Below are 13,364 nucleotides of genomic sequence, written 5' to 3' on the forward strand. Positions count from 1 at the left end.
CCGTCAAAAACAACTCACCCCGAAATCCGCCCCTCCTCCACCGCGTGGCAAGCCACCACCGACACCCCCGCCAACCGAGCCACCGGCGCCTCAGCCCGGCACCGATCATTCGCATGCGGACACCGCGGATGAAACGTACACCCTGACGGCGGATTCAACGGATTCGGCACTTCCCCGGCCACCGCGGTACGCGGCTTTCCCGCCCCATTGATATCCGGAATCGCCTCCAGCAGCATCCGCGTATACGGATGCCGTGGCCGCGCAAACAACTCATCACGCGGCGCCACTTCCACCATCCGCCCCAGATACATCACCCCGACGCGATCCGCCACGTGATGCACCACCGCCAGATTGTGCGAAATGAACAGGTAAGTCAGCCCCAGCTTGCGTTGCAGATCCTTCATCAGGTTCAGCACCTGCGCCTGCACCGACACGTCCAGCGCCGACGTCGGCTCATCGCACACCAGGAATTCCGGATTCACCGCCAACGCCCGCGCAATCGAAATGCGCTGGCGCTGACCGCCCGAAAACTGATGCGGATAGCGCCCCTGATCCGCCGGGTCCAACCCCACCTGCTTCAGCAATTCACTCACCCGCGCAACCCGTTCGTCGGGCGTCATCTGCGTATGCGTCAGCATCGGCTCCGCAATGATGCGGCCCACGCGCCAACGCGGATTCAAGCTGGCATACGGGTCCTGGAAAATCATCTGCAAGCGCTTGCGCAACGCCCGCCCGCCCTTCTCCGACATCCGCGACAACGGCTGCCCATCGAAACGGATATCCCCCCGCGTCAGGCCATACAAACCCACCAGCATCCGCGCCACCGTGGATTTTCCACACCCTGACTCGCCCACCAGCGCCAACGTTTCGCCCCGCGCAATCTCGAACGACACGCCATCCACCGCGCGCAGCATCACCCGCGGCTTGCCCGCCAGCTTGCGTTCCAACCAAGGCGGCGACACATCGAACCAGCGCGCCGCGTCCTTCACTTCAACCAGAGGCGTGCTCATGCGGCCACCTTACTTTTTTCGTCATGCAACCAACAGGCCGCGCGGGACGTGCCCGCTGGCAACAACTCGGGGCGCTCCGTCGCACAGCGCGGCAAACGCTGCCCGCAACGCGGGTTAAACGCACAGCCCGGCGGAATCGCGTTCAGGCGCGGCATGCTGCCGTCAATCTGCACCAGCCTTTCCGTGTGCCCTTCCAGCGACGGAATCGACCCCATCAGCCCCGACGTATACGGATGGCGCGGCTTGTGAATCACATCCGCCACCGGCCCGATCTCGGCCACGCGGCCCGCGTACATCACCGCCACGCGGTCGGCCGTTTCCGCAATCACGCCCATATCGTGCGTGATCAGCATCACCGCCGTGCCATGCTCGCGGCACAGCCGTTTCAGCAGCTCGATGATCTGCGCCTGAATGGACACATCCAGCGCCGTCGTCGGCTCGTCGGCCACCACCAGCTTGGGCTCGGCCGCCAGCGCCAGCGCAATCACCACGCGCTGACGCATCCCGCCCGAAAACTGATGCGGATAGTGGTCAATGCGCTCGCGCGCCGCCGGAATACCCGTCGACGCCAACAGCTCCACCGCGCGGTTGCGCGCCTGCGACCACGTCATATCCAAGTGCGTGACGATAGTTTCGGCCAACTGCCGGCCCACCGTGTACAGCGGATTCAACGACGTCAGCGGGTCCTGGAACACCGCCCCGATCTCGCGTCCGCGCACGCGGCGCATCTGCTCATCAGGCAGGTTGTCGATACGGCGGCCCGCCAGCAGGATCTCGCCTGCGGCGATGCGCCCCGGCGGCTCCAGCAAACCAATGATGGACGCGCCGGTCAGCGATTTGCCGGCGCCCGACTCACCCACCACGCCCAGGACTTCGCCCGCCTGGATGGAAAAGGACACATCGTCCAGGGCGCGTAGCGTGCCGCGGCGCGTGGGAAACTCCACGCGCAGATTGCGGACTTCTAAAAGTGCGCTCATGGTTACCTCAATTCAGCCGCGGGTTGAGCGCATCGCGCAGCCAGTCACCCAGTAGGTTGACCGACAGCACCAGCAGCACCAGCGCCGCGCCCGGGAAAATGGTGATCCACCATTCGCCGGAAAACAGGAAGTCGTTACCGATACGGATCAGCGTACCCAGCGACGGCGCCGTCGGCGGCACGCCCACCCCCAGGAACGACAAGGTCGCCTCGGTGATGATGGCGGTGGCCAGATGCACCGTCGCCAACACCAGCACCGGCCCCAGCACATTGGGCAGCACGTGGCGGAACATGATGACGGGCGACGCCACGCCAATCACGCGCGCCGCCTGCACGTATTCGCGGTTCTTCTCCACCAGCGTGGAGCCGCGCACGGTGCGTGCATATTGCGGCCAGCCGGCCAGCGCAATGGCGCCGATCAGGACCGGGAACGCGATCAGCTCATGCATGTCGCGCGGCACCGCGGCACGCGCCACGCCATCGATCAGCAGCGCGATCAGAATGGCCGGGAACGACAGCTGCACATCGGCCACCCGCATGATGAACGCGTCGATGCGTCCGCCCGCGTAGCCCGAGATCAGCCCCAGCACAATGCCGATCAGCATCGACAGCACCACCGACGCCAGCCCGATCAAGAGCGACACGCGCGTTCCGTACAGAATGGCCGAATACAGATCGCGGCCCTGGCTGTCGGTGCCCAGCAGATACGTCGCCTGGCCGTTGGCCTCCCAAGCGGGCGGCAACAAGGCGTCCAGCAATTCCACCTTGGTCAGATCGAAGGGATTGTGCGGCGCGACCCAGCCGGCGCCGAACGAGCCAATCAGCAACGTCGCCAGCAGCAGCGTTGCAATGATGGCCACGGGCGCCCGGCGCCAGGCCCAGGCAATGTCGCTGTCCCACCAGCGTTTGAGTACGGCGCGCATCAGTGAGCCCCCCCGGCGCGAGTCATCCCGGAACGCAAGCGCGGGTCCACGACGAAATAAAGAAGATCGACGATCAGGTTGATCACCACGAACACCAGCGCGATCAGGCACAGGTACGCGGCCATGACCGGCACGTCAGCGAATTGCACCGCCTGGATGAACAGCAGGCCCATGCCCGGCCACTGGAACACGGTCTCGGTGACGATGGCGAAGGCGATGATGCCGCCCAGTTGCAAGCCGGTAATGGTGATCACCGGCACCATCGTGTTCTTCAGCGCATGGCCGAAGTGGATGGCGCGGCGCTTCAGGCCCCGGGCGCGGGCAAACTTGATGTAGTCAGACCGCAGCACTTCCAGCATTTCCGAACGCACCAGGCGCAGCACCAAGGTCATCTGAAACAGCGACAAGGTGATGGACGGCAGGATCAGGTGCTTCCAGCCGGTCGCGGTGAAGAGGCCCGACGTCCACCAGCCCACGGCGACGGTATCGCCCCGCCCATAGCTGGGCAGCCAGCCCAGCTGCACCGAGAACACCAGAATCAGCAGGATGCCGATCAGGAACGTCGGCAACGACACGCCCAAGAGCGATCCTGCAAGCAGCAGCTGAGACACCAGGCTGTTGCGCTTGAGCGCGGTGTATACCCCCAGCGGCACACCCACCACCAGCGCCAGCAAGGCGGCCACCATGGACAGCTCTAGCGTTGCCGGCAGGCGGGATTTCAACAAGGTGGAAACGGGTTCGCTCTGACGCAGGGAGATACCGAAATTACCCTGCGCGGCGTTGGCCACGAAATGGCCGAATTGAACGATGGCGGGCTCGTTCAGCCCCAAGCGTTCACGCAACTCGATGCGCTCGGCATCGGTGGCGTCCTGCCCCAGCATGATGGTGACAGGGTCGCCGACGTATTGAAAAAGCACAAAGGCCAGTAGCGCGACGGTGAGCATCACCGCTACGGCCTGCAACAGGCGACGCAGTATGAAAGCAAACATAGGCGGGAAAACCAAAAGCAAAACGGCGGGAGCCGGGTAGGCTCCGCGCCGTCTGGTTAGCCGGGATCAGTCAACCTTGACCCAATCGGCAACAAGGCGATTGTCGGCACGGTGGATGACCGTGACGTTCTTGCGCATCGCCCAGGGGATGACCTGGTCATGCAGCGGGATGTGACCGAAGTCCTTGGCGTGCCCTTCCAGCACGGTGATGATGTCGGCGTCGCGCTTGGCGGGATCAGTCTCGGTCTTGATGCGATCAATGATGGCGTCAAGTTCCTTGTTGCTGTAGCCGCCCAGGTTGTACATGCCGTCCGCGCCTTCGCCCTTGGTGCGGATCAGGTTTTGCAGCGAGTACATGGCGTCGAACGTGGGCACGCCCCAGCCGAACAGGTAGGCGCTGGTGTCAAACGACTGCACCTTCGGGAAGTACGTGGAACGCGGCATGGCGTTCATCGTGGCCTTCACGCCCACCTTCGCCCACATGCCAACCACGGCCTGACAGATGGCTTCGTCGTTGATGTAGCGGTTGTTCGGGCAGTCCAGCGTGAAGTTCAGCGTGCCGTCGTAGCCCGCTTCCTTCAGCAGCGCGCGCGACTTTTCGGGATCGTAGGGCACGCGCTTGTGCACCGATTCCGCCCAGCCATGCACCTGCGGCGCGATCATCGTGCCGGTGGGTGCAGACAGGCCGCGCATCACGGCGCGCTTGATGGCGTCCACGTCGATGGCGCGGTACAGCGCTTCACGCACGCGGATGTCCTGGAACGGGTTCTTGCCCTTGATGTTCGAGTACTGCAACTCCGGACGCTTCTGGTCCAGGCCCAGGTAGATGGTGCGGTATTCGTTGCCTTCAACGACCTTCTGCGCCTGGCGCAGACGCTCCAGATCTTGTGCGGCCGGGTCCAGCACGAAGTCGATCTCGCCCGACAGCAGCGCCGCGGTGCGGGTGGCGTTCTGCTTGATCGGCGTGAACACCACTTCCGTCACGTTGCCGACCTTGCCAGCCTTGTTCCACCAGTCTTTGTTTTCTTCAAAGACGGTGCGCACGTCCACTTCGCGCGTCTTCAGCTTGTACGGGCCGGTGCCGTTGGTGTTGCGGGCGCCGAAGGTTTCTTCCTTGTTGACGTAGTCCTGCGGCTTGGCGATGTTGTTCTTTTCCGACCAGGCCTTGTTCATGATGAACACGTTGGTCAGCTGGCGCAGCAGCACCGGGTTGGGCGCCGACGTTTCGATTTCGATCGTCAGGTCGTCGATCTTGCGCGCTTCCTTGATGCCGGTCGTGTAGGCCTTGTAGTTCGACGTGGGGGCCATGGCGCGGTGAATCGAGAACACCGCGTCGTCCGCCGTGAAGGCGGCGCCGTCATGGAACTTCACGCCGGGGCGCAGCTTGAAGCGGTACAGGGTGGGCGACAGTTGTTCCCATTCCGTCGCCAGGCGCGGCACCACCTTGAACGTCTTGTCGTAGTCCACCAGCGGTTCGTAGATGTAGCTGTTGGCGGCGATCGTCATGCCTTCGTTCTGCGAGTGCGGATCAAAGGTAAGGATGTCGCCCTGAGCGGCCCAACGGAAAGTCTTGGCGTACCCGATCGAGGGTGCTGCCACGGCGGCGGCGATCGCGATAGCAATCAAAGTGCGGCGCATAGGGGTTAACTCCTGACATTAGTCTGAATACCGGCGCGAGTGTGCCTAGCGCCAAGACCCCAGTCAATTCAGGGTTTATGCGTACCGTGGCCCCTTTTCACAGAGGGAGACCTAATAAGGGACGCATATGCTTGTAACAAAATAATTGGATCGAACGATGTTCGAGTGCGCGGATGCAACGGGCCCGTTCACGCGCAGCCCGGCGCGTCCCCGGCAAGGCTCACGCGCCGTTCGGCTCATCCGCGGCACGGCTTGCTCGGATTCCTACTCGTCCGCGTCAATCGGCAATTCCAGCGGCACGTGCTCGGTCATCAGCGTGCCCAGCATCTCGATCAGCAGCGCGGCCTTCTCTTCGCCAAACGGCGCCAGCACCGCCTTCTGATGCTGCAAGGCCTGTTCGCACAGGCTCGCGATCAGATGCGTGCCTTTGGTGGTGATGCAGACGCGCGTCTGGCGCCGGTCTGCCCGCACGCCGGTGCGCGCCACCAGCCCTTCGGCTTCCATCCGCTGCACCACCTTGCTCAGCGTGGGCTGCTTGGTAATGGCCAGCACCGCCAGTGTGCCGATGGTTTCGCCGGGGCTGCCCTCCAGGCTGGCCAGCACCCGCCATTCGGTCACCGACAGCCCCGCCGCCTTCACCTGCAAATGGAATTCGGCCGAAATGCGCTGGCTGGCCTGCGCCAGCAGATAGGCCAGATAACCGTCAACGAAACGCGGCCCCGCCGCGCTGCGTCCTGTCAGAAGCGTGTCCCGCTGCTTGTCCAACCGCATGTTGCTTTGCTCCCACGCACCGGAATTCATGGATGGCCGACGGCCGAAAAAAGGCATTGCACCACGACGGCGCAAACGCGCGCCATGTTGTGCCGCAATGCTGTTGCGCAGCACAGGGTATACCCGAAATCGCAACCCGTTTTTGCACCATGACAGCGCCAGAATACTGCCATGGGACTAGAGAACAACCAGTATATACACCCTTGTTTTAGCGTGATATTTTTTGATTTCCATGAAATTTCATCTTTTTTGTTGACAGCTAAAACGTTGACTCCTAAAGTATTTTTCAGACGGAAATTTCGTGACACGACGATGCTGCATGGCAGCAAGGCTTGAGGACCGGCGCGCCGGCCCGCGAAGGAGTTCGAGATGGCTGAAAGGTCTTTCAAGAAAGAAGTCCAGCAGTTGCGCATCGGGGCCGGCGAAGAGTTTCGCGGCGAAGGCATTCTGGCCGTCACGAAGGGGCTGTTGCAGTCGGGCGTGGGGTATGTCGCGGGCTATCAGGGCTCACCCATTTCCCACCTGATGGATGTGCTGGCGGATGCCAACGACATCCTTCAGGAACTGGGCGTGCACTTCGAGGCCAGCGCCTCGGAAGCCACCGCCGCCGCCACGCTGGCCGCCTCCGTCATGTACCCCATTCGCGGCGCCGTCACGTGGAAATCCACCGTCGGCACCAACGTCGCGTCGGACGCGCTGGCCAACCTGGCCTCCGGCGGCGTCACGGGCGGCGCGCTCGTCATCGTGGGCGAAGACTACGGCGAAGGCTCGTCCATCATGCAGGAACGCTCGCACGCGTTCGCCATGAAATCGCAGATCTGGCTGCTGGACCCGCGCCCCAACCTGGAAAGCATGGTCAAGGCCGTGGAAGACGGCTTTGCATTGTCCGAAGCCAGCAAGACGCCGGTGATGCTGCAACTGCGCATCCGCGGCTGCCACGTCCATGGCCGCTTCATCGCCAAGGAAAACAAACGGCCCGCGTTTTCACTGGCCGAAGCGTTGGAAAGCCCGGCGCGCGACACCAGCCGCATCGTGCTGCCGCCCGCGTCGTTCCTGCACGAACAGGAAAAGATCCAAGAACGCTGGCCCGCCGCCATCCGCTACATCAAGGAACACCAGCTCAACGAGCACTTTGACGGCGACCAGAACGACATCGGCCTGATCCTGCAAGGCGGGCTGTACAACGGCGTCATCCGCGCATTGCAATTGCTGGGCCTGGCCGACAACTTCGGCAACAGCCGCATTCCGCTGTACGTCATGAACGTGACCTATCCCGTCATCGAAGACGAGGTCACCGAGTTCTGCCGCGGCAAGCGCGCCGTGCTGCTGCTGGAAGAAGGCCAGCCCGACTACATCGAACAGAACCTGCACGCGGTGTTGCGCAAGGCCGGCATCGATACGCATCTGTCCGGCAAGGACGTGCTGCCGATGGCGGGCGAATACACCACGCAAGTGATGCGCGACGGCTTGCACGAATTCTTGAAGCGGCATCGCCCGGAATCGTTGCAGACGCACGCAGCGGTGGCGGTGGATGCGCAGGCCGCGGCCAGCGCCGGTGCCGGTGCCGGTGCTGATGCCGGTGCTGAATCCCGGCAGTTGGAAATCACCGAACTGTCGCGCCCGAAGCCTGCGGCAAAGCCCGCCGCACCACCCACTGAGCAGCCCATTACCTTCCACAAGCAGGTGGCAGGCCTGGCCTCGGTCGTGCCGCCGCGCCCCGCCGGGTTCTGTACGGGCTGCCCCGAACGCCCCATCTTTTCCGCGCTGACGCTGGCGCAGGAAACGCTGGGCCAGCACCATATTTCCTGCGATATCGGCTGCCATCTTTTTTCCATCCTGCCGCCCTTCAACCTGGGCGCCACCACCATGGGCTACGGCCTGGGCGCGTCCAGCGCGGCGGCGTTCAACGTGCCGGCCGCCAAGCGGCCCATTTCCATCATGGGCGACGGCGGCTTCTGGCATAACGGCCTGTCGTCCGGCATCGGCAACGCGGTATTCAACAAGTACGACGGCGTCATCGTCATTGTCGACAACTTCTACGCGTCGGCAACCGGCGGGCAAGACATTCTGTCGTCCCGCGCCGACAACCCCGACCGCTCCACCAACAACCCCATCGACCATGCCGTGCGCGGCGTCGGCGTGAAATGGGTGCGCACGCTGGACCGCACGTACGACGTGGCCAAGGTGCGCGCCACAATCGAAGAAGCGCTGACCACCGACATCAAAGGCCCGAAGGTCATCATCGCGCAGTCGGAATGCATGCTGAACAAGCAGCGCCGCGTGAAGCCGCTGTTCAACAAGGCGGTCAAGGAAGGCCGCCGCATGGTCAAGGAACGCTTTGGCGTGGACCCCGACGTCTGCACCGGCGACCACGCCTGTATCCGGCTGTCGGGCTGTCCGTCCTTGTCCGTGAAGGACAGTGGCGACCCCTTGAAAGAAGACCCCGTCGCGCATGTGGAAAGCAGCTGCGTCGGCTGCGGCAACTGCGGCGAAGTCGCGCATGCCGCCGTGCTGTGCCCGTCTTTCTACCGCGCCGACATCGTCCACAACCCGACAGGCAGCGACCGTTTCATGGCGCGGGTGCGCGGTGCGGTCATTGGTTTCCTGCAACGCCGCCGCGCCGCGCGGCTGGCTCAATACGCCCTGTAAGGACAACGCTTTCATGAACCCGGTGGCATTGCAGCAAGGCAACCCGATCAAGATCGCCATCCTGGCCATGGGCGGCCAGGGCGGCGGCGTATTGGCCGACTGGATCGTCGACATGGCCGAGCACGCCGGATGGTGGGCGCAGACCACCTCCGTGCCGGGCGTGGCGCAACGTACCGGCGCCACCATCTATTACCTGGAACTGCTGCCCGAAGCGGATGTGCAGCGCGCCGGACGCCCGCCCGCGCTGGCGCTGATGCCTACCCCCGGCGATGTGGACCTAGTGGTGGCGGCTGAATTGATGGAAGGCGGCCGCGCCATTCAACGCGGCCTGGTCACACCCGAACGCACCGTCCTGCTGTCGTCATCGCACCGCAGCTACGCCGTCAGCGAAAAGTCCGCCCCCGGCAATGGCATCGCCGACCCCAACAAAGTGCTGGAAGCCGGCCGCGCCGCCGCCAAGCGCTTTCTGTGTTTCGACCTGCAAGACCTGGCCGACCGCGCGGGCAGCGTCATCAGCGCCAGCCTGTTCGGCGCCGTGGCGGGCAGCGGCGCCTTGCCGTTTTCACGCGAAGACTACGAAGCCACCGTGCGCCGCGCGGGCCTGGGCGTGGACGCCAGCCTGCGCGCCTTTGCGCTGGGTTTCGATGCCGCGCATCAGGCGCCCGCGCAACCCGCCGCCATCGACCTGACGCGCCCCGTTCCCAACGTGCCGGAACGCGCCGCCAGCCCCAAGGCGCAAGCCTTGCTGGACACCATCAAGCGCGACTTCCCCGCCTGTGCGCAGCCCATGCTGACGGCCGGCGTGCGCCGCCAGATTGAATTCCAGGATCTGGCTTACGCCACCGACTACCTGCGCCGCATGAAGGCGCTGCGCGATCTTGACGCGCAACACGGCGGCGACGCCCGGCAATGGGCATTGACCTGTGCGGCCGCGCGCTATGTCGCCACCGCCATGGCGTACGACGACGTGATACGCGTGGCCGACCTGAAAACGCGCGGAACCCGCTTTGACCGCATTCGTCAAGAAGTGGGCGCGCGCCCCGACCAACTGGTCATGACCACCGACTACATGCACCCGCGCCTGGAAGAAATTTGCGGCACCTTGCCCACAGGGCTGGGCCGCTGGCTTGAAGGCTCCAAGGCCTTTGGCGGCTTTGTGGAACGCCGGCTGGGCAAGGGGCGGCTGATGCAAAGCGGCACGCTCGGCGGCTTCCTGATGCTGTATTCGCTGGCTGGCATGCGCCGCTTTCGCCGCCGCACGCTGCGCCACCAGATTGAATCCGAAGGCTTGCAGCAATGGCTGGACCTGATCACGAAGCTCGCGCCGCAGGACTATGCGCTGGCCGTTGAAACCGTCAACTGCCGCCGGCTGGTCAAGGGCTATAGCGACACGCATGTGCGCGGTGGCGGCAAGTACCGCCAACTGCTTGCGGCAGCCGCGCAACTGGTGGGCCGGCCGGATGCGGCCGAGTCATTGCGCGCCTTGCGCGACACCGCGCTGGCCGATGAAAAGTGCGGCCCCATGGAACGTCAGCTGGCCGAAAAGCTGGCTGCCTGATTCGAATACCGATAGAGACAAACGCCGTGCAGACACTGAAACTCATCATCCGCGAAGTCCGGCAAGAGTCGCCGCTGATCCGATCCTTCCGTCTGGCCCGTGAAGACGCCGGCCCCCTGCCCGCCTTCGGCCCCGGCGCGCATTTGAAGGTAACGGTGCCCGGCTTGCGCGAGCCGCGCTGCTATTCGCTGGTGCAGCTGGCGCCGCAAGCCAATCACTTCGCCGAACCCCAGGAATACCGGCTGGGTGTGCGGCTGGAAGAAACCAGCCAGGGCGGATCGCGCCACATGCATGGGCTCGCCGAAGGCGACACGCTTAGCGTCGAAGGCCCCAAGAACGATTTCCCGCTGCATGAATCTCCTGCGGGCGACGAGCCCGTGGTGTTGATCGCGGGCGGCATCGGCATCACGCCGGTGGCGTCCATGGCCGCCGCGCTGAAGGCCGCCGGCCGCGACTTTCATCTGCACTACTGTGGCCGCAGCAAAGATCAGCTGGCCTTCCTGCCCGAGCTTGAAGCGCTGGCTGGCGACGCCCTTTCCGTCCATGCCGACGATGATTCGACTAGCCGTTTCGACCTGCAAGCCGTGCTGGCCGCAGCGTCACCGCGCCAGCACCTGTACGTGTGCGGCCCCAAGGGCCTGATCGACGCCGTCATCGCAGGCGCCAAGGCCCGCCATTGGCCGGATGCCCACGTCCACTTCGAACTCTTCGCCACCGCCGCGGCGCAAGCCGGCGACCAGCCCTTTGAAGTCGAGCTGCGCCAATCCGGCCGCACGCTGACCATACCCGCCGACAAAACCATCGTCGACGTCATGGAAGAAGAAGGCTGCGACCCGATGTTCGACTGCAAGCGCGGCGAATGCGGCGTCTGCCAGGCGACCGTGCTGGAAGGCGAACCCGATCATCGCGACTACTACCTCTCGGATACCGAGAAGGCCAGCGGCAAGATCATCCAGATCTGCATCTCGCGCGCAAAGTCGGCGCGTCTGGTGCTGGACCTGTAAGGCCGCCGGCCCCGACGACAAGGAAGCGACCATGGCCAAATACCGCGACAACCCCGACGCCATCCGCGCCCTGCTGCGCGACACGGAAGTCCACAAAGACCTGTTCATCGACCAGGAACTGTTCGACCTGGAAATGGAGCGCCTGTACGCCAACACCTGGGTCTACGTCGGGCACGACAGCCAGGTGCCGAACAACGGCGACTACATCACCACCACCGTCGGCAACCAGCCCGTGGTGATGGTGCGCCATAGCGACAAGACCGTGCGCGTGCTGCACAACCGCTGTCCGCACAAGGGCACGATGGTGGCGGGCGAGGCCTGTGGCAACACCGGCAAGTTCTTCCGCTGCCCCTACCACGCCTGGACGTTCAAGACCGATGGCAGCCTGCTGTCGATTCCGCTGAAGAAAGGCTACGAAAACACCGGCCTGGAAAACTGCGAAGCCAGCCAGGGCATGGCGGCCGTCAAAGACGTGAAGAACCATCGCGGCTTCGTGTTCTGCCGTTTGAATCCGGAAGGCCAGTCGTTCGAGGACTTCTTCGGCGAATCCTTGTCCACGCTGGACAACATGGTTGACCGGTCCCCGGAAGGCCGGCTGGAAGTGGCTGGCGGCGTGCTGCGCTACATGCATCGTTGCAACTGGAAGATGCTGGTCGACAACCAGACCGACACCTGCCACCCGATGGTGGCGCATGAATCATCAGCCGGCACCGCCGTGAAGGTGTGGGAACAGGCGCCGGAAGGCACGCCCAAACCGATGGCGGTGGAACTGTTTGCGCCCTTTATCTCGCCGTATGAATTCTTCGAGAACATGGGCATACGCGTGTGGGAAAACGGCCACGGGCATACCGGCGTGTCGGACTCCATCCACGCGTCGTATTCGGGCGTGCCGGGTTACTGGGATTCGATGGTTGAAGCCTATGGCGAAGAACGCGCCAAGCAGATTCTGGGCGATGTGCGCCACAACACCGTGTACTTCCCCAACATCATGGTGAAGGGCCCGATCCAGACGCTGCGCATCTTCAAGCCCATCGCCGCCGACCGCACGCTGGTGGAATCGTGGACGTTCCGCCTGGTGGGCGCGCCCGACCTGCTGCTGGAACGCACGCTTATGTACAACCGGCTGATCAACGCGCCCACGTCCGTTGTCGGCCATGACGATCTGGAAATGTACGAACGCGCGCAAGACGGCTTGAATTCGCGGGCACGCGACTGGGTCAACGTGGGCCGTCTGTACACGCCGGATGAAGCCGGCCAGAAAAACGTCACCACCAACGGCACCAATGAATGGCAGATGCGCAACCAGTACCGCGCATGGGGCCGCTACATGACCGGACCGGAGTCGGTATGAGCGCAAGCGACCGCGAGTTGATTGATTTTGTCTACGCCGAAGCGCGCCTGCTGGACGAGCTGCGCTTTGAAGACTGGCTGAACCTGTACACCGAAGACGGCTACTACTGGATGCCGCTGGCGCATGGCCAGACCGACCCGAAGCTGCATGCCTCATTGATGTACGAAGACAAGCTGCTGTTGCGCGTGCGCGTGGAACGGCTGGCCGGCCAGCGCACGTTTTCGCAGCAGCCCAAGAGCCGTTGCCATCACCTGCTGCAAGCGCCCACGGTGGAACACGGCCACCCGGACGCCGCGCCTAACGAAGGCCGGCATGTGGTGCGCACCGCCTTCCACTACGTCGAAACCCGGCAGGACACGCAGACGCTGTTTGCCGGCTGGACCACGCATCACCTGGTCGAGCAGGACGGCGCGCTGCGCATCCGCTTGAAGCGCGTTGACCTCGTCAACTGCGATGCCGCCTTCGGCAACATCCAACTGTTCATGTAGGAGCGGC

At 63.9% G+C, this 13,364-nt stretch carries 12 protein-coding genes; 5 read left to right on the top strand and 7 right to left on the bottom strand.

Translation table 11 applies throughout. The features are described from left to right. Positions 1-14 precede the first annotated feature (14 nt). The 7 genes from AC1DSJ_RS15375 to AC1DSJ_RS15405 all read right to left on the bottom strand — a co-directional run bounded on the left by AC1DSJ_RS15375 (position 15) and on the right by AC1DSJ_RS15405 (position 6,696). On the bottom strand, positions 15-1,010 hold the full coding sequence (locus tag AC1DSJ_RS15375) for an ABC transporter ATP-binding protein (protein ID WP_054428069.1): 996 nt from the start codon (positions 1,008-1,010) through the stop codon (positions 15-17). Continuing rightward, a complete protein-coding gene (locus tag AC1DSJ_RS15380) occupies positions 1,007-1,987 on the bottom strand; it encodes an ABC transporter ATP-binding protein (RefSeq protein ID WP_054428070.1) in 981 nt (326 codons plus the stop codon). Before AC1DSJ_RS15380 ends, AC1DSJ_RS15375 begins: the two co-directional genes overlap by 4 nt. 7 nt (positions 1,988-1,994) lie before the next feature. Next, positions 1,995-2,909: an ABC transporter permease gene (locus AC1DSJ_RS15385; RefSeq protein ID WP_175170801.1), complete on the bottom strand. Its 915-nt coding sequence runs from the start codon at positions 2,907-2,909 to the stop codon at positions 1,995-1,997. Next, positions 2,909-3,898: an ABC transporter permease gene (locus AC1DSJ_RS15390; protein ID WP_054428072.1), complete on the bottom strand. Its 990-nt coding sequence runs from the start codon at positions 3,896-3,898 to the stop codon at positions 2,909-2,911. The genes AC1DSJ_RS15385 and AC1DSJ_RS15390 overlap by 1 nt, the downstream gene beginning before the upstream one ends. 66 nt (positions 3,899-3,964) lie before the next feature. Then, positions 3,965-5,536, bottom strand: a complete 1,572-nt coding sequence (locus AC1DSJ_RS15395; RefSeq protein WP_054428073.1) for an ABC transporter substrate-binding protein — start codon at positions 5,534-5,536, stop codon at positions 3,965-3,967. Positions 5,537-5,800: 264 nt separating this feature from the next. After that, positions 5,801-6,307 (bottom strand): MarR family winged helix-turn-helix transcriptional regulator, encoded by a 507-nt coding sequence (locus tag AC1DSJ_RS15400; RefSeq protein WP_054428074.1) that lies wholly within the window; start codon positions 6,305-6,307, stop codon positions 5,801-5,803. 26 nt (positions 6,308-6,333) lie between these two features. Next, positions 6,334-6,696 (bottom strand): hypothetical protein, encoded by a 363-nt coding sequence (locus AC1DSJ_RS15405; RefSeq protein ID WP_175170800.1) that lies wholly within the window; start codon positions 6,694-6,696, stop codon positions 6,334-6,336. Here AC1DSJ_RS15405 and AC1DSJ_RS15410 point away from each other — a divergent pair. From AC1DSJ_RS15410 to AC1DSJ_RS15430, 5 genes are read left to right on the top strand one after another with little or no spacing between them, the layout of a single operon-like run. After that, positions 6,677-8,956 carry a thiamine pyrophosphate-dependent enzyme gene (locus tag AC1DSJ_RS15410; RefSeq protein WP_441370548.1) on the top strand — a complete coding sequence of 760 codons (2,280 nt, stop codon included), beginning with the start codon at positions 6,677-6,679 and terminating at the stop codon, positions 8,954-8,956. The genes AC1DSJ_RS15405 and AC1DSJ_RS15410 overlap by 20 nt on opposite strands. 13 nt (positions 8,957-8,969) lie before the next feature. Continuing rightward, positions 8,970-10,514, top strand: coding sequence for an indolepyruvate oxidoreductase subunit beta family protein (locus AC1DSJ_RS15415; protein ID WP_054428100.1), 1,545 nt, complete (start codon positions 8,970-8,972; stop codon positions 10,512-10,514). Positions 10,515-10,540: 26 nt separating this feature from the next. After that, positions 10,541-11,518: a PDR/VanB family oxidoreductase gene (locus AC1DSJ_RS15420; RefSeq protein ID WP_441370547.1), complete on the top strand. Its 978-nt coding sequence runs from the start codon at positions 10,541-10,543 to the stop codon at positions 11,516-11,518. Positions 11,519-11,549: 31 nt separating this feature from the next. Further along, positions 11,550-12,869 (top strand): aromatic ring-hydroxylating dioxygenase subunit alpha, encoded by a 1,320-nt coding sequence (locus tag AC1DSJ_RS15425; protein WP_054428077.1) that lies wholly within the window; start codon positions 11,550-11,552, stop codon positions 12,867-12,869. Next, positions 12,866-13,357 (top strand): aromatic-ring-hydroxylating dioxygenase subunit beta, encoded by a 492-nt coding sequence (locus tag AC1DSJ_RS15430; RefSeq protein ID WP_441370546.1) that lies wholly within the window; start codon positions 12,866-12,868, stop codon positions 13,355-13,357. Before AC1DSJ_RS15425 ends, AC1DSJ_RS15430 begins: the two co-directional genes overlap by 4 nt. The last annotated feature ends 7 nt before the right edge of the window (positions 13,358-13,364 follow it).

This window comes from Achromobacter sp. 01N37 (genome assembly GCF_056399725.1).